The organism is Caballeronia sp. DA-9, from assembly GCF_051615025.1.
In the GTDB taxonomy this organism is placed as follows: domain Bacteria; phylum Pseudomonadota; class Gammaproteobacteria; order Burkholderiales; family Burkholderiaceae; genus Caballeronia; species Caballeronia sordidicola.
Genome location: NZ_CP195133.1, coordinates 1,810,574 through 1,831,981, shown reverse-complemented (window position 1 = coordinate 1,831,981; position 21,408 = coordinate 1,810,574). Strand labels below are relative to the sequence as shown.

Below are 21,408 nucleotides of genomic sequence, written 5' to 3'. Positions count from 1 at the left end.
ATTGGAACGTTGCCATCTAAGCCGCCTCAGCCTTCAGACGGAGGCGGCTTTTTACGAGTAAAGTACCCGCCGCGCATCCATATTGCGCAGCCGGCGGGATCGATCCAATGCCGCCACGCACATTGACAGGCCGATGAATGAAATGGTTTGACCGAAAGCAGTGTCGGACGAGAGCGCGGGCCGGCTTCACGATCGATACGTTTTCATTTCTGTTTTCTTACTACGCGACTCCGCTTGCTATCGGGATTCTGTCGCTGATCGTGCTACTGCACCCGGGCACGCCCTCAGGCAACGAAAGCGGCAGGCCGCTGTCGATGCACATCCTGGTCGATCAAAAAAGCCAACTTGACGTGGCGAGCGCAGTCGCCGCGCTGCGTGCCCAGCCGCTGCAGGATCGCTACGATACGCGGCTCAGCGAAGCGCCGACCTGGTTCTCGATCGAGTCGTCCGGACCGGATGTGTTGAATGCCGCTGCACCAGCTCCTCAGGCAATTTTTTTCCCCTCTCGGCATATCCAGCAGATCAGTTGTTTCGACATATCGACGTTTGCGCCAATTGGCAGCGTATCGAAAGACGCGCCTGCTTCAGGCGCCCTCGCCCGCTCGGGCAGCGGCATTGCGGTGACTTCGAGTCCACGCGACGGCGTGGTGTGCCGGGCACGCTTCAGCGGCCCTGCGGTCCACTCGGCCTTGAGCCTGTCACCGAGTGATCTGAAGCATCGAAACGACTCGTTCTATCGGCATTCAGGATTGCTCGAAGGCGGCCTCGCGACGCTGGCCGCATTCGTGCTGATCACGGCCATCATCAACCGTGACTGGGTCTACGTGCTGTTCGCCGCGTGGCTGTTCGGCAATCTCCGTCTGGGCGCAATCTCCATGGGCTGGGACGAACAATGGCTCGGCTCGGCGTTGCCGCTCGGCTGGGTTTCGCTGATCCGCAAGATCACGGTTCCCGTCTACTACATCCTCACGTGGACGCTCTTTCAGAACCTTTTCAGGAACGACCTGCCGCGCGTTGGGCACAAGCGTTTGCTTCGCGCCATTCAATGGCTCGGGCCGGTGCTGCTGATCGCATCCATAGCGCTGCCAGTCCGGTTCTACTTGCCGCTGATGTGGAGTATTGCGAGCTTTTCGATCGCGGTGATCGTCTTCATTCTTGTTCGCTTGCTGATCATCGCGCCATCGCGCACGGCGCTCTGGTACAGCGCCGCGCTCGCAATCGCGCTGCTCGCGAGCTTTTCGGAGGTTGCCTCGGCGGCTTTCAAGACGCACTTTTTTATCCCCGCGTTCAATAGCGTGACGGCGGCGCTCGTGTCCAGCCTGATGGCGGCGCTCGCCATCGCCGAGCAGATGCGGGCCGAACGCGCCGAGCGTCTGCGGGCGCAAGCCGAGGTCCGCCGCGCCTATGAAGTGACGCCGGTCGGGCTTTTCACGCTCGATCCCGACGGCGGTTTCGTGCGCGTCAACCCGGCGCTCGAATCAATGCTCGGCATGGCGGACAACGCGCAACGCCGGCACTGGGACGATTACTTCGAGGCGGGAAGCTGGCGGCCCATCTACAAGCAGGCGATGAAAACGGGCGCGGTCGAATTCGAAATGACGCTCGACGGCAAACCGCCCGTTGCAGCAGATGATCTCCCGGCTGCGTCCCATCCAAGCGGCGCTCACCAGCACCACTATCTGATCAAGGCGGCGTCCGCCGGCACGCAACTGGAAGGTTCCGTGCAGGACGTTACCGAGCGGCAGCAGGCGATCCATACCCTGAGCTTCCTCGCGCACCACGATCCGCTGACGGGCGTCCTGAACCGGCGCGGTATCGACCGGTGTATCGCCGAGACAACCACGGCAGCCGGACGCCAGTCGATACCGCTGATCATCGCGTATCTGGATCTCGACCGCTTCAAGCTGATCAACGATCTGTTCGGCCATCACATTGGCGACGAAGTGCTCAAGCAAGTCTGCTCGCGCATTGAAACCGGATTGCGGCCAGCCGACCGGATTTGCCGGATCGGCGGCGACGAGTTTGTCATCCTGTTTCGCGATACATCGCTGGACGCGGCGGCGCTCGCTTCGCAGGCCCTTATCGATACCATCGGCCGCGAGTCCTATCAGATCGGCCAGCGTGCGTTCCATGTGCACGCATCGGTCGGCTTGATCGAGTCGCCTGCGGATTTGCGGGCGGAGGAAGCCATTTCGGCCGCCGACAGCGCCTGCCGGGAAGCGAAGCTCAACGGCAACGGGCGCGTGGTGGTGTATCGGAGCGATGCACCGATGTTCGTGGAACGGCATCATGAATTGAGCCTGATCGAGCGGTTCAGCGGCGATCTTCCGCTGACCGGCCTGTTCCTCGAGATGCAGCCGATCATGTCGCTGAAAACACCGTATGACGCGCTGGATTTCGAAGTGCTGCTGCGCATGCGCGGTCCCGGCAACACGGTGATCCCGCCCGTGAAAGTGATCGCGGCGGCGGAAGCCAACGGCACCATTTCCCTTGTCGATAAATGGGTCATGGAGACCACGCTGTGCTGGATCGACCGCAACCTCACGCGTTTGTCGAGAACGCGGTTCGTATCGGTCAACGTAAGCGCTGCGTCGTTGAACGACGAACGGTTTGTCGCGGAAGTGGGCGATCTGCTGCGCCGGTATCAGCACGTGGTTCCCATGCTTTGCATCGAGATCACGGAAGGCGTTGCATTGCGTGACCTGAACAATACGCGGCGTCTTATCGACAGCGTGCAGCGGCTCGGCGCAAAAGTCGCGCTCGATGACTTCGGCGCGGGTTATACGTCGTTCCCTTACCTGACCGAACTGCCCGCCGATGCCTTGAAAATCGATGGCGGTTTCGTGCGGCGTATCAGGGAATTTTCGGCGAATGCAGCGATTGTCGAAGCGATCGTGGGCCTCGCGCGCAACCTCGGCATGCAGAGCATTGCAGAATGGGTCGAGGACGCGCACACGCTCGAGATCCTGCAGACCATGGGCGTGGATTACGTGCAGGGGTTCGCTATCGCCCGGCCGCAACTGCCGGAGGTGATCCTTGCGGCCACGTCGGCGGCGGACTTCATTACTGACCCCGAGATTCTCGCGTTGATCGGGCCACGAACCGTTGAGTTCGCGCAAAGCGATCGCTCGACGAGTCCCCTGCACTAGCGATTATTTTTTCTCGTGCTACCCGCGAGTCACGGTGTAGGAGCTAACGGGCCTGGACCGATTACTCCTACCGATTACATCGAGCGTTCGAGCATGTCGCGGTAGTCATCCGGCGTAGCCTCGCGCGGATTCGTCTTGTGGCTGTGATCCTTCAGCGCCCCGCCGATGATCCGCTCGAACATGTCATGCGTCACGACGAGCCCGGCCAGTCCCGAAGGCATGCCAAGCTTGCGGCTCATGTCGCGAATCGCCGGGCTGACCTGGTCACCGGATTCGAGTTGCATTGCCAGGGCGAGACGGCCGAGCTTGCCTTCATTCTTCACGCTTTGCGCCGCGCTGTTGAAGTCGATCACGGCGGGCAGGAAGATTGCGTTGAGCGTGCCGTGATGCAGCTTCGGGTTGATGCCGCCAAGCGAATGGCTCAGGCTGTGCACGCACCCGAGTCCCTTCTGGAACGCGAGCGCGCCTTGCATCGATGCGCTCATCATGTTCATGCGTGCCACGCGGTCATCGGGTCGATGCGTGGCGCGTTCGATGTGACGCCACGCGCGCCACAATCCGTCGAGCGCGATGCCGTCGGCAGGCGGATTGAACGCCGGGGCCAGGAACGTTTCAATGCAATGCGCGATGGCGTCCATGCCGGTTGCGGCGGTCAGCGCGGGCGGCAACTTCATGGTGAGTTCCGGATCGCAGATGGCCGACCTCGGCACCACGTACGGCGATATGACGCCGACCTTGCGGCCATCGTCAAGAATCAGGATCGCGCCGCGCCCTACTTCACTGCCGGTGCCCGCGGTGGTCGGGATCGCGATCAGCGGCGCCGTGGCGGACGTAATGCGCGCGGTGCCGCCTTCGATGACAGCGAAGCTTTGCAGCGGCCCTTCGTGCGTGGCGCAAACGGCCACGCCCTTCGCGAGGTCGATCGACGAACCGCCGCCTATCGCAATGATTCCGTCGCATTCCGATTGCTTGTACAGGGCTACGGCGTCGCGTACGGCGGCCTCGTTGGGATTCGGCGGGGTGCGGTCATAAACCGGGACCGGTCCGGCTTGCGCGAGGGCGTCGAGCACCGTATCGACTATGCCCGCGGCCTTCACGCCCTCGTCGGTCACGATCAATGGACGATGAATACCAATGCGCTCGCATTCGCTTTTAATGAGCTTGACGGCGCCGAAGTCGAACTGGATCTGCGTGATGTAATTGATGAGCGACATGGCAATGGGCAAGCACTATGTATGGGTTATCAGACCGGCAGAAACGCGTCTTGCAGCGCGTCTCGCGCTGGTTGGTCACGCAGTATAGGCTTGGCCCCCTGACCTGAACATTGACAAGATTTCATGCCGCTATCGCTTTTGCTCAAGTCTGAGCGCGCCTGGCCCCAAAATCCTTCAACCCGCGAAACGCGGCTCGGGCAAACCCTTCACGCCGAGCCCCGTAATTGCAAAAAGGCCGCCCTTGTCGCGCTCCTTCTGCGGAATGCCCCACATCGGGCGTCCCATTGTAGTGACGAAAAGGATATCGAGTTCAGGGCCGCCGAACATCACGCTCGTCAGGTTGCGCACCGGAAATGGCACCACGCGGTCAAGCGTTCCGTCGGGCGCAAAACGCAGGATTCGACCGCCGAACACGAGCGCAGACCACACGTAGCCCTCGGCATCCACGGTCGCGCCATCGAACGTTCCCGCCATGTCGCGCGCGGAAGCAAACACGCGCCGGTTCGCAACAGACCCGGTTTCGATGTCGTAGTCATATGCGTACATCTGGCGGTCGTAGGTATCGGTGAAATAGAAGGTGCGATTGTCCGGGCTCCAGCAAGGACCGTTCGAGCAACTGATGCCGCCATCGAGCCGCGTCACCTGAGCGTTGGTGTCCAGCCGATACAACGCGCCGCTGCGGCTCGAACGCTGGCCGCGATCGGCGTCGTAACGGTCGAAGTCGTAGGCCATGGTTCCCGCGATAAACCGCCCTCGCCGGTCGACCTTGCCGTCGTTGAAACGCGTCTCTGGATCATCGCTTTCCGGGTCCGCAATGAGCTTGACCGTCTGCGCATCGAAGTCGTAGAAATGCAGGCCGTTGGCAAGCGCAACCACGGCGCCGCCCTCTTCGCGTAGGGCCATGGAACCAATGTGGCGCGGCACGAAATAACGCCGGATGTCGCTGCCGTCGGCGCGGCAACTGCTGATTTCAGCGGCCGTGCTGTCGATCCAGTACAGGCGCTGTTCCTTCACATCCCACAACGGTCCTTCACCAAGATGATTGTCGGCATCGACGATCAGGCGCGTTTCGATCATGGTTGTCTCCGGTTTATTTGTCTGACTTTGCAGTGGCTCGCCGATGCGCCAAAAGCGCCATCAGCCGTCTGTCACGCCAGCGGCTGCGGTTTTCTATCTCGCCGCGCGGCAGCACTTCGCGACGCTCGGCGTCGAGCCGCGCGATGCTCTCGGGCGACCAGTCGAACGGCGCGCTGTCTTTCGCAAATGATCGATACATCGCGCCATAACGCGTGGCGTAATCCGAAATGCCGCCCGGCGCATTCAGGTCGATGGTTTCGAACGGGCCCATGAACGACCAGCGCAGCCCGAGGCCGTCGCGCATCACGGTATCGAGATCCGCCGCGCTCGCGTAACCGCGTGCATAAAGGCTCAGGGCTTCATCGAGCAGCGCGCCCTGAAGCCGGTTCAAGAGGAAACCGGGTATCTCGCGCGTGACAGTGACGGGCTGTTGACCGGCTTCCTCGTATAGCGCACGAGCGCGGGCGATCGTCTCGGACGTGGTCCACGGCGCGCCGCATAGCTCGACAAGCGGCACGAGCGACGGCGGGTTCACGGGATGCGCCACGAGACATCGCGCGCGGCCGGCAAGGTCTTCCGTGAACGTCGACGCGGGCAGGCCGGAAGTCGAACTTGCAAGTACCGTGTCGGGACGCGTCAGCCTGTCGAGTTCGGCGAACAGCGTGTGTTTCACCTCCAGGATTTCCGCAATGTTCTCTTGCACCAGATCGACATCGTGCACGGCATCGGCGAGATTTTCGTGAGCGCTGATACGCGCGGCAATCTGGTCGATGGACTCATCGACCAGATCATATTCGCGGAGGTCGGAAACGCTTTCGCGTATGGATGGAATCGCGCCTTCGAGCACTGCAGGGTCGGCATCGTGAAGATGCACTTCGAATCCCGCACGCGCAAACACAATGGCCCACGCGCGTCCAATGCGCCCCGATCCAATCACGGCAACACGTTTCGATGCTGTCATCGCATGCTCCTGAACACTCAAGCTTTCTTGTCGCGCAACGTGATCACCGCAGCCAGCACAACAAGTCCGTTGATGATGTCGCGTACGGCCGGCGGCACGGTGGTTCCCGCGAGCAACGTGCCGAGCGCGGTCAGCAACAGTGCGCCGCCGAACACGCCAAGGTAATGGCCGCGGCCGCCGGTGATCAATGCGCCGCCCACGACCACGACTGCAATCGATGGCAACAGGTATGGGTCGCCCATGCCAAGGAACGCCTGACTGCTGAAGCCGGCGAGCAACAGGCCCACGGCCGCCGAGCACAACCCGGAGAGGCAATACACCGCGATCAGCGTCGCGCCCACACGCACGCCCGAAAGCTTGGCCGCGATGGGCGAATTGCCGACCGCATAGACACGCCGCCCAAACGACGTGCGATGCAATAGCAACAACGCGAGCGCAAGGAACAACGGCACGCACCACGCAGCCAGCGACAGCGGCCCGAAGCGGCCGTTCGTGAAATTGCTTATTGCCGATGGCGCCCAGCCCTGCGGCGAGCCATTGCAATAGATCAGCGTGATGCCCTGCAGCAGGCCGTTGGCGGCAAGCGTCACCACGATCGGCGGCAAGCCGAGCACGACCACGCCGACGCCGTTGAAGACGCCGACCAGCAGCCCTGCGCCGAGCACGAGCGGCACGGCCCAGAGCGCGGCATCGTTGAGACCATGCGTGAGGCCGGTGAGCAGTACACCGGATAACGTGATGAGCCACGGCACGGACAGATCGAGACCACCTGTGAGAATTACCGCACCTTGACCCAGGCCGAGGATCGCGAGGAAAAGCGTCAACGTCAGCAGGCTCGTATAAAAGTTGGCGCTTGCAAGCACGCCTGGTCCGTACACCACGCCCGTGATCGCGATGACGCCGAAGAACAGCAAATAGGCGGGCACCACGTACTTCACCCATTCGCGATTGCGTTCTATCCAGTCCGATATCGCGCGGCCCTTGAGCTCGGTGTTTTCCATCGGACGAAAGTGCTCGACTTCGAAGTTCACGCGGCGTGCACGCCGATCGTCCCTCGCGCGCGTTCCGGTTCGCCATGCGCTCAGCCACCGGCCGGCATATCGCGCGCAATGATGCGCCGCCGACTGCTTGCCGATGGACGATCCCAGCACGGCGAGAATCAGGATCACCGCTTCAGCAATGGTCGTGAAAAACGCCGATACGTTGAGTACGAGTAGAATGTTGACGGTAATCATCAGCGTCATGGCCGCGAACACGGTGCCGACACAACCGCCTCGCCCGCCGCCCAGCCACGTCCCGCCAAGCACGACCGCGGTGAACATGGAAAGCAGCAATGGCCGGCCGACGAGCGGATCGGCAGAGCCCGTTTGCGCCGATACATACAGTCCCGCCGCCGCGTAGAACATCCCGGCGAGCGCGTACGTCGCAATCCGATATCCACGCACCGGCATGCCGTTCGAATAAGCGCCGTCCGGATCGCTGCCGAGCGCGTACAAGCCAACGCCAAAACGCGTGCGCTTGATGAAGGTCCACACCAGCAGCGCGACGATCAGCACGGCGGCTGACATGGGCACCTTGTCGGGGATAAGGTCCGACGTGATCAGTCCTCCGAACTGATCGCCGATACTGCCACCCGGCTTGTTCTGGATCAGCAGCGTCAGGCCCTGCACCATGAACATGGTCGCGAGCGTGACCACGATCGACTGAAGCCTGAACCACGCAATCAGCGCGCCGTTGATGAGGCCGATCCCGCCGCCTATCGCGATGATCAATGCAACGCCGCCCCATTGCTCGACCGGCGTGCCTTGCACGAAACGCACGGCAAGCACGTTGGAGAGCGACACTACCGCCGAAGCGGACAGATCAAAACCGCCGCTCAGCACCACGATTGTCTGCCCGATGGCTGCCAGCGCGAGTGTCGTGCCGCTGGAGATCACGGAACCGATGTCATACATTCCAACGGGCGTGGCCGAGAGCGACACCCACGCGATCAACATCGCGAGAAGCGCGCCAATGGCGATGATCAGCCCGCGATAATGATCGATGCGCGCCCGCAATCCGACGTGCGCGCCTGGCCGCACGATCTCGCTGTCGGGTGACGCAATTGCAATTTTCATGATCGACCTCTGGTTGCTTCGGTTCGACTCAACATTACTTCTAGCTCGACAGCATCTTGCGCATCACGTTCTCTTCGGTGAGCGCGTCGCCTGTCAGTTCGGCCACATTTCGCCCCCGATACACCACCGAGACACGGTCACACACGTTCACCAGTTCGGGCACGTCGGTGGAATAGAACAGCACGGCGCCCCCGGCCGCGGCGAACGCGCGCATCAATACGAAGATCTGATGCTTCGTCCCGACATCGATCCCGCGTGTCGGGTCGAACATCAGCCACACGCGGCTTTGCGTGAGCAGCCATTTCGCCATCGCGATCTTTTGCTGGTTGCCGCCGGAGAACGAGAGGCACGGCTTGTACACGGCGCGCGGATTGACTTCCATTTGCGCAAGTGCTCGTTTGACCGCCGCCTGCTCGCGTTTGCGGTCGATCAAACCGAAGCGCGTAAAGCGCTTGATTACCGGCAACGAGACGTTTTCTCCACCCGGAAGACGCAGGAACAAGCCTTCCGTCTTGCGATCCTCGGGCAGAAAACTCGTGGATATCCCCGCCTTCAACGAATCAGCCGTCGACGTCAGCGTGACCGGTTTGCCATCGACGAGTATCTGTCCTGCATCGATAAATTCCGCGCCGAACAATGCCTCGAAAATCTCGCGCTGCCCCATGCCCTGAAGCGCCGCGATGCCATGGACCTCGCCTGCCTTGAGCGTCAGGTCGAAGTCGTTCACCACGCCGTCCACCTTGATGGCGCGTGCTTCCATGGCGGGCGTTTCGAGCACGGCTGCAGATGCAAGCTTCGGCGGATATTTCGCTTCCATCGAGCGGCCAATGACGAGCCGGATGACTTCGTCGTCGGAGATGGAGGAGGTATCGAATGCACCTACGTCGTGGCCGTTCCTGTACACCGTCAGGCTGTCGCAGAACTCGCGCACTTCCTGCATGCGGTGCGTAATGAACACGAATGTAACGCCCCGCGCCTTCATCTCTTCTGTGCGGCGTTGAAGCCATGAAACATCGCGGCCCGACAACGCCGATGTCGGTTCATCGAGCAACAGCACTTCGGGCTTGCGCACGAGCGCCTTCGCAATCTCGATCTTCTGGCGCACCGGCAACGCGAGATCGCGGATGTAGGCGCCGGGACGCACATCGCCCAGTTCAAGCCTGTCGAGCCACTCGGCCGCCTGCCGCTGCGCCTCGCGCTGGCGAATGCTGCCGAACCAACCGGTTGGTTCATACGCCATCAGGAGGTTTTGCGCGACCGTCAGATCGCGGACCAGCGTCATTTCCTGGAACGCGGTCTGCACGCCCGCCCGATGCGCGTCTTTCGGGCCGCGCATGTTCACGCTGCGGCCGAGGATCGAGATGCTGCCTTCATCCGGCTGCATCAATCCCGAAAGCAGCTTGACCGTTGTCGATTTGCCCGCGCCGTTCTCGCCAAGCAGCGCGTGCACGGCGCCGCGCCTGACGCGAAAAGACGCGTTGTCCAGCGCAACGGTTGCGCCGAAGCGCTTGGTCACGTTCGACAGGTCGATTGCCCAGCCGCCGTCCACCGCCTGTGAGTGGCTCTGCATGAAACGCTCCTTAGTCCGGATTGCCGGTCAACGCCGCGTTGAAACCGACCTCGCTCGTCTCGGCGGAATAAATGTCGGCGAACCAGCCCGGTGGCACCTTGTCCGGCGTGAACGCGGTGCAGCCGGCCTTCAGTTCATCGATGGAACCTGTCTTGCACAGCTTCGATTCGGACGTGAGGACCAGCGGCAACTTGAGCGTCACATGCGGGGGGAAATCCTTGCCTTCCAGCTTGCCCACGGCCATCTTGAGCGCCAGCGCGCCCGAGTACGGCGGCGAGCCGTAGGAGATCGACCGGTATCCGATCGAGCGATATGACCCATCGCCCTTTACGGTTCCCGGCGGCAGCATCTGCACGCGATGTCCGTTCGACGACTCACCCGCGCACGGCTTGACCTTGTCGTCGGCTATGCCCGCTTCGAGCTGCATGGACGCGGCCGTGAAGCACCCCACCTGCATCCACAGCCCGTCTATCTTGTCCCAGCTATTGGTCGCAAGGATCTTCGACAACTCCGTCTTGGCCGTGGCCTGACTCCACATGCCGGTGCCTTCGGCAACGATCTTGATCCCTGGATACTTCGCGAACACGGCCTTCGCCGCCTCGGTGCGCGCGCGATCCACCGACGTCCCCGGCACGCCGTTGATCAGCACGATATTGCCCTTGCCATTGATCGTCTTCGCAAGCCATTCCGCCGTGACGGTCCCGGCCTGCTTCTGGTCGATGGTCACGTTATGCGCGCACGGTTCGGTCACTTCGCCGTCGTACGCGGCCACGATCACGCCTTTCGAGCACGCGTTCTTGATCGCCCGGTTCAGCGCGGTCGGCGAGATCGGGTAGATCACAATGGCCCTGGCGCCCGCCTGAACCATGGAGTTGATCTGCTGGATCTGCTTTTGCGCATCCGTGCCGGCGACCTGCACTTCCAGGTCGACCTTGTCCTTGAGCCCGGGTGTCGCCGCCATGGCCTTGACCATGTTCGCCGCTTCCGTTTGCCAGTCGTTGCCTACATAACTCATCGATAGAAATACCTTGTATTTCCCCGCAGCCGTGGCGTGTTGCGATACCGCCAGCGTCGCGAGCAACGAGGCCGCAAGCGCAAGCCGCGCCGCCCGACGGATGGTGTTCGTCAGCGTTTTCATGTCTTCCTCCGATCCTGCGTATGGTTATGTATGCCTGTACTACTAACTTTCGACGTGTTTCAAACGAGCGCTTGCAGGCAGTTCGATACCTGCGGATCCCGCCACGACATTCGGGTCGTGACCGGGGATGACGAAGTCCGCAATCTGCCGGATTCGCCTGAGCGATGCGAGTTCGGCGGCGGTCTCATGAACGATCCCGACCGGCACGAGATCGACGATATTCTCCATGCAGCTTGCGCAATCGCCCGCGATCAGCACCACGCCGTCGGCAGTGTCCACTGCAACCGATTGATGCCCTGGCGTATGTCCGGGCGTGGGCACCACGCGCACGCCGGGAGCAATGTCGGTAATGCCATGCACGAACTGCCAGCGGAAAAACGCGAGCGGTTCGCGGCCTATCAGGAATTCCTGATAGAACGTGGTTTGCGTGGGCAATGGATGCCCCGCGTATTCCCATTCGCTCGCCTGCACGATAAAACGCGCATTCTTGAAGAGCGTATTGCCGCCTGAATGGTCGTAATGCAGATGCGTGTTGATGACAATATCGACGTCGTCCGTGCTCCATCCTACGTATTCCTTCAACGCGCGTTCCAGCCGTTCTTCCGGCGCCTGTTCGCATGGGCACACGAAGCTCGATACCCAGCCGGGATCGTGGATGCCGGTATCGACGACGATCTTTTTATCGCCGCCCACGATCGCCGTCGACCAGACGGGCACCTTGATCTGCTGGCCGTAATACCGGCCATATATCTGCGATGAACGATCAACAGTCAGCCACCCCGTAGGCATGGCGACCACCTTGAGTTTCGGCACAGTCACAGTGATCTCCGCCATAAAAGGTTGAAAGGAGGCGGTTGAAGGGTGGCGTCAGAAGTTCGTGTTGTCCGCGCCTTTGAGCCCGAGCATGGCGCGCGCTTCGTCGGGCGTTGCAATGGCGAGCGACAGGCCTTCTATTACCTGACGGATCTTCACGACCTGGGCCGCGCTCGATTCGGCCAGCTTCCCGGCTTCTATCCACAACGAATCCTCGAGCCCGACACGCGCGTTCGATCCTTGCGCCACCCCAAGCGTCGCGAGCGGGATCTGATGGCGGCCCGCGCCGAGAATCGACCAGACGTAGTCGCTTCCGAAGAGCCGGTCTGCGGTACGCCGCATATGCATCAGGTCTTCCGGATGCGGCCCGATCCCGCCCAGCAGGCCAAACACGCTCTGCACGAAAAACGGCGGTTTCGCGAGTCCGCGATCCACGAAATGCGCGAGGTTATAGAGGTGCGAGATGTCGTAGCATTCGTACTCGAAACGCGTACCGTTCGCGCCGCAGGAGGTCAGGATGTATTCGATATCCTTGAAGGTATTCTTGAAGATCAGGTCGCGGCTGTTGGCCAGATGCTGGCGCTCCCAGTCATGCTTGAACTCCTTGAAGCGGTCGAGCATAGGGTAGAGACCGAAGTTCATCGACCCCATGTTCAACGATGCAACTTCCGGCTTGAAGTGGTGGGCCGGCTTCAGGCGTTCTTCCACCGTCATGTGCGGACTGCCGCCGCTCGTGATGTTGATCACCGCATTCGTCTCGGCCTTGATGCGCGGCAGGAATTGCTGGAACACGGCGGGGTCTTGCGTCGGGCGGCCGTCGTTGGGGTCGCGTGCATGCAGGTGCAGGATTGCCGCGCCCTCCTTTGCCGCCGCCAGCGCGGCATCGCCAATTTCCTGCGGCGTGACCGGCAAGTAGGGTGACATGGACGGCGTGTGGATCGCGCCAGTAGGCGCGCACGTGATGATGACCTTGCGCTTCGTAGCCATTGCTTTCAGACCTCGCGAGAAATAAGGAACGTGTTTTAAAGCACTTCGACGTTGCCGCACACCGAAATGGCCTGCCCCGAAATGCCGCTGCCGCCCGGCGAGCACAGGAACAGCGCGGTCGCGGCGACTTCCTCGGGCGTCGTCATGCGGCGCAGCGAGATCTTGGCGAGATAGTCCTTCTCCATGTCTTCATAGGAGAGGCCGAGTTGCTGGGCGCGCGCGGCGATCACGCGCTCGATGCGCGGTCCCTTCACAATCCCCGGCTGAATGGCGTTGACGCGAATGTTGTCCGGCCCGAGTTCTATTGCGAGGCTTTTCGTCAGGCCGACCACCGCCCACTTGGTCGCCGAATACGGCGTGCGGAACGCGTAACCCAGCCGGCCCGCCACCGACGACAACGCAATGATCGATCCGCCGTCGCGCGCCTCGCGCAGCAATGGCACGGCGCGGCGCGCGAAATAGAACTGCGCGTTGAGATTCACGTCGACGGTCTGCTCCCAGTCGTCAACATCCATCTCGTCGATACCGCCAGTCGGACCCGCGATGCCCGCATTGTTGATCAACACGTCGAGACCGCCGAGCTGGGCGGCGACGTCATCGAAAACCCGGTCCACGGCCGCACGATCCGACACATCCGCGAGGGTCGCGGTGATCGCGTTCATCTCGGCGTTTTCCTCGGCTTTGAGCAGCGTCTCAATAGCGTCCGCGCTTGCGTCGCACACGTGAACACGCGAACCGGCATCGACAAAAGCCCGCGCCATTACAAGTCCAATGCCCGATGCGCCGCCTGTCACGAGCACGCGCAATCCCGCGTGCGGCTTCAACATTTGCAGAACCGTCATGCTTGTCTCCGTTGATGTTTTTATAGGTCGTCGAGTCCTTGAATCCAGCTACGCGCGCGCCGCCTCCCTGCTTTGCAAGCGTTCCTGCAAGTCCGCTGCGGCGCCGCCGATATCTTCCTCTATACCCGCGCGCGCGCCTTCGCCATCGCCCTTCCAGAGCGCATCGACAATCTTCCTGTGCGCCGCCATCGATAACCTCATGTGCGCAATATCCGGCGCCACGAGATTCAGGAACGGACCAATGCGCATCCACAAGTTCTGGATCGTCGCGAGCGTGAGATCGCTCGCGCCATGCGTATAAATGGCGATATGAAATTCGAAGTTGCTGCGCAAATACGCCGGGACGTCGCCGGCTTCCACATGCTCGTTCATCGCGTCGAAGACCGCCTGCAGCGCACTCAAATGCTCGTTTGTCATGCGCGAGGCCGCGCGTTTCGCAACGCATCCTTCCAGCGAAATCCGCACGTCGCGCAACTCGTCGAGCAGTTCCAGCGTCATGGGCGGCACCATGAGCGCGCGGCCCGGACCGTCGATCAGCGCGCCTTCCGCCTGCAGCCGCGTCAGCGCGGCGCGCACGGGCATGGTCGATGAACCCACCGCCTCGGCCACGCCGCGAAGGCTCAGCGCCTGGCCGGGCGCGAAGCGGCCCGTCATGATCGCTTCGCGCAACTGCGCATAAACGCGCCCCGCCATGGTTTCGCGCGCCACGAGTTCCAGCGGCAGCGATTCACCTGTTTCACGCGTCGTGCCTTGTGCCATGAATTAAACGACTCCTTACGCGATCTGTGACCTGTGATCACACTATGTCACGAAGTGTGCTACCCGTTCGGTTTTGAGTCAACCGGGAAGACATAGGGGAAAACGCGGGCCACAACGTCCTGTCACGCGTGCGCCTCAAACTTGGCTAATGCAGGCGATTAGGCACGAGATGTGCAACACGCTGCGCTGGTGAAAACTTTTTCCGTCAATCCAAAAACCAGGAGTTTCCATGGCTACATCGAAGAAACCGAGCGCCGCTTCTGCCGCGCTGACCACGCCCACGGACTTGGGCAACGACGCCCGCAAGCAGGTTGCCGAAGGGCTGACCCGCTTGCTCGCCGATGTGTTTTCCCTCTTTGTAAAAACGAAGAATTTTCATTGGCACGTGAGCGGACCGCACTTTCGCGACTATCACCTGCTCCTCGACGACCAGGCGCAGTTCGTCTACGACATGATCGATCCGATCGCCGAGCGCGCCCGCAAGCTTGGCGGCACCACGCTGCGATCGGTCGGACAAATCAGTACGCTGAAGCGCCTCGCCGACAATGACGCCGATTTCGTTGCGCCGGTGGACATGCTCAACGAACTGCGTGGCGACAATGAGTCGCTCGTGAAGTACATGCGCGAACTGCACGACATGTGCGACGAGAAGGAAGACGTGGCGACGGCAAGTCTTATCGAAAACTGGATCGATCAGACCGAAGAGCGCGTCTGGTTCCTGTTCGAAGCCACGCGATCGTAAGCCCCGAGCAAACGTTGGTTGAAAAGGCGCCGAGGGCGCCTTTTTATTGCGTATCGCATACGCTCGATGCACATGGAATAAACCCGTGCGCACAGGCGTTTCCCAAAGCAGCTAACGACGCAACGCGTATTATCGAAACCCTCGGCCGGGGTCCAAGGACAGCCTTCGCCGAGCAACGTCGTGAAGTTCCATCAGTCCATAAAAACTGGAAAAACGCTCATGAAACTCAATCGCATGCTGACCGCCGCCGCACTCTCGCTTACGCTGGCCGTTCCCGCCCTCGCCTTCGCCGATACGGTCAATCTGAAAGCCGACTTGCTGGCGTCGTCGGAAGTCCCGCCGAAGGACAGCCAGGGCCACGGCAAGCTGGATGGAACATACGACACGGCCTCCAGGATGCTGCAATGGAAGGTGACGTACGCCGACCTGACAGGCCCGGCGAGCATGGCGCATTTCCATGGTCCGGCGCCGGTTGGCAAGAACGCGGGCGTAGTGATTCCCATCGACCCGAGCAAGCTGCCGAGCCCGATTGAAGGCAGCGCCACGCTGACCGATGCTCAAGCGAAAGACCTGCTCGCCGGCAACTGGTATTTCAACGTGCACACCGCGAAGAACCCGGGCGGTGAAATCCGCGGTCAGGTGGAAGCGGCGAAGTAACTGCGAAGCCGGAACACGCGTAACGCCTGAAAAGCGGCGAGCCCCAAGCCCTATGGATTCTCACAGCGAAAGCTCGCCGCGTTGTTGATACTTCCCTTGCCGATATATCGCGGAAATCCGGGATACCGGCAAAGCGGGCGGCTCCGCCCGTTCGTGGCGCTTGCGATATCGACGCCAACCAGCGTCTCCGGCGCAATGTTCGCCGTCACCCATCTGTCCAGCGCGCCGAGTTCGTCCCATGCCGGAATGAACACGCCGTTGCCGTGCTGGAAGCCTGGCACCATGTAAAGCCGCATGAAAGAATCGACAATGCTTTGCCCGTACTTCGCCACGAGCAAACGATAGAAAGCGATGGTCTGGTTCGGGCTGATGACTTCATCGGCGAGACCGTGCATGGTGATCAGCTTGCCGCCATGAGCAATGAAAGCCGACATGTCCGGGTTCATCGCGCCGACTGTCGACGATAAATCCACCAGCCGCCCCTTGTACTCGCCCGGTTGACTCAGATCGAAGCCGAGCGTGTTGAAGCGCAGATCATGCGTGACAAAATACTTCATGTAACTGTCGCCTTGCGTGAACAGATAGCCGTTGGCGTCGAAGCGCGGTGGCTGCACCAGCACGCTCGAATTGCCAAGTCCCAGTCCGCTCGAAAAATCCACGCCCTGAAAGACGTTGTATCCGTAGTAACGCGTCACGCCATGCGCGAGTTCGTAGGGAAGTGTGAATCCATCGCGCAAGGTCTCGAGCGTCGCCAGTTGCGCTTCTGACAAACAACTGTCCCGCTGCGATGGCCGCTGTCCGTTCGCGCAGCGCAATTGCGCGATGATCCTGGGCTCCCGTTCGCGGCACGCTTCCACATTCGCGACAATGCCGTCCAGTGCGCCGTCGAGCCCATCGCATTCCTGCAGCACGGTTTCGACCACGCGCTTTTGCTGCACCGGTCCGACAAATCCGCCCGGCGTCCCGTACGACGCGCGGCCGACCTTCACGCCCATCAACCGCACGCCCGAAAAATTGATGGCGGGCGCGTTCGCGATCACGCCGTCGTAGTCGTCGGGATAACGCTCGATCACGGTGAACGCCTCGCGCCCGCCGGTCGAGCCGCCCGCAAAATACGTCTGCTCGGGCTTTTGCCCGTAACCCATGATGATCAGCGCAAGCGCGACATCGTGCGCCTTCTTCAGCGCCCCGTAGCCGAAGTTGACGACGGCTTCGTCGTTCATCGCGAAATCGGCGCGGCCTGAATTGCCGACATGACCGGAGTCCGAGCCGTAGGTCGCATACCCGATCGATAACGGCGACGCAGCCGGCGCGAACGCGGTAGGTTCCGTTCCGCTTACGATCACGCCGTTATATCCGCCGCCGCCCATTTGCAGCGCGCGGCCGTTCCAGCGCGCCGGGAGATTCACTTCGAAGCGGATGTCGGGCGTGGTGTCGAGTTGTGCCTTGATCACGCCGACCAGCCGGCAATAATCGCCGTTGCGGTTGTGAGGCGCGGCGGCGGCCACGAAGGACGCATCGGTAATGAGCGCCCCGCGCGTGGGCAAGCCGATGACCGACGCCGGCACTTCCTTGCCCAGCAATTCGGCGCAGTGCTTGACGACATAGGAAGCGGCGCGCGCGTGGGCGCAGCATACGAACGAGGCGGCGAACGAAGCGGCGAACAGCAGGGTACGCAGGAGACGGCGTGTGACTTGGGGCATCGATTAGATGTTGGTTACCGCGAGTGGAACTGAACTGTTGCCTGAGACTGGCCTCAGGCCGAGGTATTTTCGCCGCACAATATATAAGAAGCTTCTTATTGAAAGGAATCCGGTTTCCCGCGCGTTGTGTTTGCACAACCTTGCAACGTGTTGAAGCAAGCGCGTTCGCACGTCGCATGCCCGGCGTGTGACGTGTAAATGACCTTTGAGCGCGCGCGATTCACTCCCCCGCCCATTCGCCGCGCAAGTCACTGTCCTGCAGGAGTTCCAGCAACGTTTCGGCCGGCCGGCTCAAATGCCGGGCCGCCAGCGCGATGAACTCGACCTCCGGCAATTCCGGCAATTCGGCGCGATTGACAGGCGGCGCCAGTCCCCTGCCCGCGAGGAAATTGGAGCGCACGGTCAGCCCCAGTCCGCCGCGCGCCGCGGCAACGCAGCCGGCGTGCGAACTGCTCGTGCAGACCATTTGCCAGCGCGCGCCAACGGCGGCGAGTGCATCGAGTACGACGGCGCGCGTCACGCTCGGTTCGGCGACAAGAATCAGCGGCAACGGTTGCGCGAGATCCACTTCGGTGCCGGTTCGCGCGAGCCATTCGAGTTTTCCGGAAAAGAGCGGAATGCCGCGCCGGTCTCCCAGCCGCCTTTTGCCGATCAACAGGTCGATCGCGCCTGCGTCGAGATGTTCGTAAAGCCGCCCCGTCATGCCGATGGTGATTTCCAGTTCTACGTCGGGATGCGTGCGCCGAAACGCGGCGAGCACGCTGGGCAAGGGTCCGAGCGCCAGATCATCCGATGAACCCAGGCGCACGCGCCCTCGCAGCCGTGGCGAACGGAACTGCGACTCGGCGTGGGACATGGCTTCCAGGATCACGCGCGCGTGCACGAGCATGGCCTCGCCGTCGGCGGTGAGCGCAAGCGAATGGGTATCGCGTACAAGCAGGCGGCGGCCGACATGCTCCTCCAGACGCCGGATGTGCTCGCTGACACTCGACTGCGTCAGGCTGAGCTGACGGCCGGCGTCGGTGAAACTGTGCGACGCGGCCACCGTCGCGAACGTGTTCAGCCAGACAGGATTGAGCATATGCCATTGTCATCGATGATTCCGATCACAGTCAATGCAGTCAGCGGGGTTCCCGATAACCACGTCTCGTCTTAAAATCTTCACATTGCACGGGATTCCGCGCTACAACACCCAGCAGCAACCGAATGCCCCAAAAAAACTCACACACCGCGCTTCTCTGGATCGTGGCCGTCGGCTTTTTCATGCAGGCCCTCGACACGACCATCGTCAATACCGCCCTGCCTTCCATTGCACGAAGCCTGAACGCGCAACCGCTCGCCATGCAGCCAATCGTGGTCGCCTACACGCTGACCATGGCCTTGCTCACGCCCGCGTCCGGCTGGCTCGCGGACCGCTTCGGCACGCGGCGCGTCTATTTCGTCGCGATCCTGTTGTTCGTGATTGGCTCGCTCTGCTGCGCGAACGCGCAGTCCCTCAATCAACTGATCGTGGCGCGCGTGATTCAGGGCATAGGCGGCTCGATGCTGCTGCCCATCGGCCGGCTCGCGGTGCTTCGCAGCGTGACTGGCGAAGCTTACGTCTCGGCGCTGGCGGTGATTTCCATCGCTGGCCAGGTCGGTCCCATTCTCGGCCCGACGCTCGGTGGCTGGTTCGTCGAAGCGTTTTCGTGGCACTGGATCTTCCTGATCAACGTGCCCATCGGCGCGGTCGGCTTGCTCGCCGTGCATCGTTTTCTCCCCGATGACGCCATTGCCGATGCGCCGCCTTTCGACTTTATCGGCGGCGCCATGTTGTCGCTGTGCATGGTCGCGTTTTCAATGGCGCTCGATAGCCCCGCGCAGTCGCACAAGGTGCTGGTATCGGGCAGTCTGTTCGCGGTGTCCGCGCTTGCCGCGCTCGCTTACATTCCGTATGCAAGAAACCGGGCGAATCCGCTGTTCAAGCTGTCGCTTTTCAGCGAGCCGAATTTCAGCGTCGGCTTGATCGGCAACCTGTTGTGCCGGGTCGGTTCTAGCGCGGTGCCGTTTCTCTTGCCGCTCCTGATGCAATTGCAACTCGGTTATACGCCGCTGCATTCCGGCTTGATGATGTTGCCTGCCGCGTTCGCCGGCACGGTCGCGAAGGGCTGGATCACGCCGCTAGTGAAGCGTTATGGCTACGACAACTTCCTGCTGTGGAACACGATCCTGGTCGGCGCGTCGATAGTCGGCTTCGCTTCCTTTTCGATGAGCACGCCGCTCGTGCTGGAGATCGCGATTCTCGCGGTGTTTGGCGCGTGCAACTCCATGCAGTTCGCGGCCATGAACAGCGTCACGCTCAAGGGCTTGTCCGTCAAGGACGCGGGCAGCGGCAACAGCCTCTTCTCGATGGTGCAGATGCTCGCGATCGGATTGGGTGTATCGATTGGCGGCGGCCTCGTTTCCGTCTTTTCCACGAGCCTCGGCTCAGCCGCGCCGGCATTTCGCATTGCGTTCGTCTGCGTGGGACTGGTCACGCTCGGGTCCGCCATCGTGTTTCGTTTCCTCGATGCCGTTCCTCGACCGGCCACGCAAGCAGCCACTTCGTAGCGCCATGATCTGCAAGCATTGTGCGTAGCGTTTAAGCTTCTTCAATGTACTTTCCGGTCAACCTCGCTCAAGGAGCTCGCCTTGCAATATCGTAAATTTGGGAAGACTGGCCTGACCGTTTCGCGCCTGTGTCTTGGCACCATGACGTTCGGCTTGCAGACTGAAGAAAAGGTGTCGCACAGCATCATGGACCGCGCGGCTGAAGCGGGCGTGAATTTCATCGATACCGCCGACGTCTATCCGCTGGGCGCCGACGAAACTCATGCCGGGCGCACGGAGGAAATCGTCGGAGGATGGCTGAAGGAAACACCCTCGCGCCGCAGCGAATTCATCCTGGCAACCAAGGCTGTTGGCAAGATGGGCCCGGCGCCGTGGGATCAGGGCGCGTCGCGCAAGCACTTGCTGGATGCAATCGATGCATCGCTCAAACGGCTGAACACCGATTACGTCGACTTGTACCAACTGCATAGCGACGACCTCGAAACGCCGCTCGACGAAACCCTGGAGGCGCTCGACACCATCGTGCGTCATGGCAAGGCGCGCTACATTGGCGTGTCGAATTTCCTGGCGTACCGGCTCGCGACCGCGCTGGGCCGTTCAGATGTGCTGCGCGTTGCGCGCTTCGTCTCCGTCCAGCCGCGCTACAACCTGCTTTTCAGGCAGATCGAGCGTGAACTGCTGCCGCTTGCCACCGACGAAAATCTCGCCGTGATTCCGTACAACCCGCTTGCAGGCGGTTTGCTCACGGGCAAGCACAAGCACGACGCCAAACCGTCCGACGGACGTTTTACCGCAACCGTGGGCAAGGCTGGCGAAGTGTATTCGCAGCGATATTGGCATGAGCGCGAGTTCGAGACCATCGGGAAACTGCAGCAGATCGTGGGCGAAACCGGCGAGTCGCTGACGAAGACCTCGGTCGCCTGGGTGCTCGCGAATCCGGCGATCACCTCGGCGATCATCGGCGCGAGCAAGCCGGAACAACTGACGGACAGCCTCGCGGCCGTCGACTTCAATCTCGATGACGCGTTGAAAGCAAAGCTCGACGATGCGACGAAGGAATATCGCTGGGGCGACGCGGCGCGTTGATTGT

General features: G+C 61.6%; 17 protein-coding genes. 5 read left to right on the top strand and 12 right to left on the bottom strand.

The window, feature by feature from the left end; all coding sequences use genetic code 11:
• Positions 1-137: 137 nt before the first annotated feature.
• Positions 138-3,149: an EAL domain-containing protein gene (locus tag ACRWA7_RS24660; RefSeq protein ID WP_438396656.1), complete on the top strand. Its 3,012-nt coding sequence runs from the start codon at positions 138-140 to the stop codon at positions 3,147-3,149.
• A gap of 74 nt (positions 3,150-3,223) precedes the next feature.
• Here ACRWA7_RS24660 and ACRWA7_RS24655 read toward each other — a convergent pair whose 3' ends face one another.
• The 10 genes from ACRWA7_RS24655 to ACRWA7_RS24610 all read right to left on the bottom strand — a co-directional run bounded on the left by ACRWA7_RS24655 (position 3,224) and on the right by ACRWA7_RS24610 (position 14,627).
• Positions 3,224-4,363 (bottom strand): iron-containing alcohol dehydrogenase, encoded by a 1,140-nt coding sequence (locus ACRWA7_RS24655; protein WP_438396655.1) that lies wholly within the window; start codon positions 4,361-4,363, stop codon positions 3,224-3,226.
• A 174-nt stretch (positions 4,364-4,537) separates the two neighbouring features.
• Positions 4,538-5,440: an SMP-30/gluconolactonase/LRE family protein gene (locus tag ACRWA7_RS24650; protein ID WP_060858931.1), complete on the bottom strand. Its 903-nt coding sequence runs from the start codon at positions 5,438-5,440 to the stop codon at positions 4,538-4,540.
• Between the two features lie 13 nt (positions 5,441-5,453).
• Positions 5,454-6,401, bottom strand: a complete 948-nt coding sequence (locus ACRWA7_RS24645) for a 3-hydroxyacyl-CoA dehydrogenase (protein ID WP_438396654.1) — start codon at positions 6,399-6,401, stop codon at positions 5,454-5,456.
• 17 nt (positions 6,402-6,418) lie between these two features.
• Entirely contained in the window at positions 6,419-8,518 is a 2,100-nt protein-coding gene (locus ACRWA7_RS24640) for an ABC transporter permease subunit (RefSeq protein WP_438396652.1), read from the bottom strand.
• A 40-nt stretch (positions 8,519-8,558) separates the two neighbouring features.
• Positions 8,559-10,088, bottom strand: coding sequence for a sugar ABC transporter ATP-binding protein (locus ACRWA7_RS24635; RefSeq protein ID WP_438396651.1), 1,530 nt, complete (start codon positions 10,086-10,088; stop codon positions 8,559-8,561).
• 10 nt (positions 10,089-10,098) lie between these two features.
• Positions 10,099-11,226, bottom strand: a complete 1,128-nt coding sequence (locus ACRWA7_RS24630; protein WP_438396649.1) for a sugar ABC transporter substrate-binding protein — start codon at positions 11,224-11,226, stop codon at positions 10,099-10,101.
• A 42-nt stretch (positions 11,227-11,268) separates the two neighbouring features.
• Positions 11,269-12,015 carry an N-acyl homoserine lactonase family protein gene (locus tag ACRWA7_RS24625; RefSeq protein WP_438396772.1) on the bottom strand — a complete coding sequence of 249 codons (747 nt, stop codon included), beginning with the start codon at positions 12,013-12,015 and terminating at the stop codon, positions 11,269-11,271.
• Between the two features lie 78 nt (positions 12,016-12,093).
• On the bottom strand, positions 12,094-13,026 hold the full coding sequence (locus ACRWA7_RS24620) for a 3-keto-5-aminohexanoate cleavage protein (RefSeq protein WP_438396647.1): 933 nt from the start codon (positions 13,024-13,026) through the stop codon (positions 12,094-12,096).
• Between the two features lie 35 nt (positions 13,027-13,061).
• Complete coding sequence (locus ACRWA7_RS24615) at positions 13,062-13,868, bottom strand: SDR family oxidoreductase (RefSeq protein WP_060858937.1); 807 nt, start codon at positions 13,866-13,868, stop codon at positions 13,062-13,064.
• A gap of 48 nt (positions 13,869-13,916) precedes the next feature.
• Positions 13,917-14,627: a GntR family transcriptional regulator gene (locus ACRWA7_RS24610; protein WP_438396645.1), complete on the bottom strand. Its 711-nt coding sequence runs from the start codon at positions 14,625-14,627 to the stop codon at positions 13,917-13,919.
• Positions 14,628-14,856: 229 nt separating this feature from the next.
• Between ACRWA7_RS24610 and ACRWA7_RS24605 the strand changes: the two genes are divergently transcribed.
• Together ACRWA7_RS24605 and ACRWA7_RS24600 are read left to right on the top strand one after the other, a co-directional pair.
• Positions 14,857-15,369 carry a Dps family protein gene (locus ACRWA7_RS24605; RefSeq protein WP_060858939.1) on the top strand — a complete coding sequence of 171 codons (513 nt, stop codon included), beginning with the start codon at positions 14,857-14,859 and terminating at the stop codon, positions 15,367-15,369.
• 234 nt (positions 15,370-15,603) lie between these two features.
• Positions 15,604-16,026 carry a CHRD domain-containing protein gene (locus ACRWA7_RS24600; protein WP_060858956.1) on the top strand — a complete coding sequence of 141 codons (423 nt, stop codon included), beginning with the start codon at positions 15,604-15,606 and terminating at the stop codon, positions 16,024-16,026.
• 50 nt (positions 16,027-16,076) lie between these two features.
• On the opposite strand, the gene ACRWA7_RS24595 is transcribed toward ACRWA7_RS24600, so the two are convergent.
• Entirely contained in the window at positions 16,077-17,729 is a 1,653-nt protein-coding gene (locus ACRWA7_RS24595) for a tannase/feruloyl esterase family alpha/beta hydrolase (protein WP_438396644.1), read from the bottom strand.
• A gap of 220 nt (positions 17,730-17,949) precedes the next feature.
• Positions 17,950-18,810 carry a LysR family transcriptional regulator gene (locus ACRWA7_RS24590; RefSeq protein WP_438396643.1) on the bottom strand — a complete coding sequence of 287 codons (861 nt, stop codon included), beginning with the start codon at positions 18,808-18,810 and terminating at the stop codon, positions 17,950-17,952.
• 125 nt (positions 18,811-18,935) lie between these two features.
• Here ACRWA7_RS24590 and ACRWA7_RS24585 point away from each other — a divergent pair, with 125 nt between their 5' ends.
• A complete protein-coding gene (locus ACRWA7_RS24585; protein ID WP_438396642.1) occupies positions 18,936-20,318 on the top strand; it encodes a DHA2 family efflux MFS transporter permease subunit in 1,383 nt (460 codons plus the stop codon).
• Positions 20,319-20,399: 81 nt separating this feature from the next.
• Positions 20,400-21,404 (top strand): aldo/keto reductase, encoded by a 1,005-nt coding sequence (locus tag ACRWA7_RS24580; RefSeq protein ID WP_438396641.1) that lies wholly within the window; start codon positions 20,400-20,402, stop codon positions 21,402-21,404.
• Positions 21,405-21,408: the final 4 nt, after the last annotated feature.

What these genes read in the sequence shown, in the direction of transcription:
- ACRWA7_RS24660 (WP_438396656.1), top strand. Translation starts at nt 138, where the DNA reads ATGAAATGGTTTGACCGAAAGCAGTGTCGGACGAGAGCGCGGGCCGGC.
- ACRWA7_RS24655 (WP_438396655.1), bottom strand. Translation starts at nt 4,363, where the DNA reads ATGTCGCTCATCAATTACATCACGCAGATCCAGTTCGACTTCGGCGCC.
- ACRWA7_RS24650 (WP_060858931.1), bottom strand. Translation starts at nt 5,440, where the DNA reads ATGATCGAAACGCGCCTGATCGTCGATGCCGACAATCATCTTGGTGAA.
- ACRWA7_RS24645 (WP_438396654.1), bottom strand. Translation starts at nt 6,401, where the DNA reads ATGACAGCATCGAAACGTGTTGCCGTGATTGGATCGGGGCGCATTGGA.
- ACRWA7_RS24640 (WP_438396652.1), bottom strand. Translation starts at nt 8,518, where the DNA reads ATGAAAATTGCAATTGCGTCACCCGACAGCGAGATCGTGCGGCCAGGC.
- ACRWA7_RS24635 (WP_438396651.1), bottom strand. Translation starts at nt 10,088, where the DNA reads ATGCAGAGCCACTCACAGGCGGTGGACGGCGGCTGGGCAATCGACCTG.
- ACRWA7_RS24630 (WP_438396649.1), bottom strand. Translation starts at nt 11,226, where the DNA reads ATGAAAACGCTGACGAACACCATCCGTCGGGCGGCGCGGCTTGCGCTT.
- ACRWA7_RS24625 (WP_438396772.1), bottom strand. Translation starts at nt 12,015, where the DNA reads ATGCCTACGGGGTGGCTGACTGTTGATCGTTCATCGCAGATATATGGC.
- ACRWA7_RS24620 (WP_438396647.1), bottom strand. Translation starts at nt 13,026, where the DNA reads ATGGCTACGAAGCGCAAGGTCATCATCACGTGCGCGCCTACTGGCGCG.
- ACRWA7_RS24615 (WP_060858937.1), bottom strand. Translation starts at nt 13,868, where the DNA reads ATGACGGTTCTGCAAATGTTGAAGCCGCACGCGGGATTGCGCGTGCTC.
- ACRWA7_RS24610 (WP_438396645.1), bottom strand. Translation starts at nt 14,627, where the DNA reads ATGGCACAAGGCACGACGCGTGAAACAGGTGAATCGCTGCCGCTGGAA.
- ACRWA7_RS24605 (WP_060858939.1), top strand. Translation starts at nt 14,857, where the DNA reads ATGGCTACATCGAAGAAACCGAGCGCCGCTTCTGCCGCGCTGACCACG.
- ACRWA7_RS24600 (WP_060858956.1), top strand. Translation starts at nt 15,604, where the DNA reads ATGCTGACCGCCGCCGCACTCTCGCTTACGCTGGCCGTTCCCGCCCTC.
- ACRWA7_RS24595 (WP_438396644.1), bottom strand. Translation starts at nt 17,729, where the DNA reads ATGCCCCAAGTCACACGCCGTCTCCTGCGTACCCTGCTGTTCGCCGCT.
- ACRWA7_RS24590 (WP_438396643.1), bottom strand. Translation starts at nt 18,810, where the DNA reads ATGCTCAATCCTGTCTGGCTGAACACGTTCGCGACGGTGGCCGCGTCG.
- ACRWA7_RS24585 (WP_438396642.1), top strand. Translation starts at nt 18,936, where the DNA reads ATGCCCCAAAAAAACTCACACACCGCGCTTCTCTGGATCGTGGCCGTC.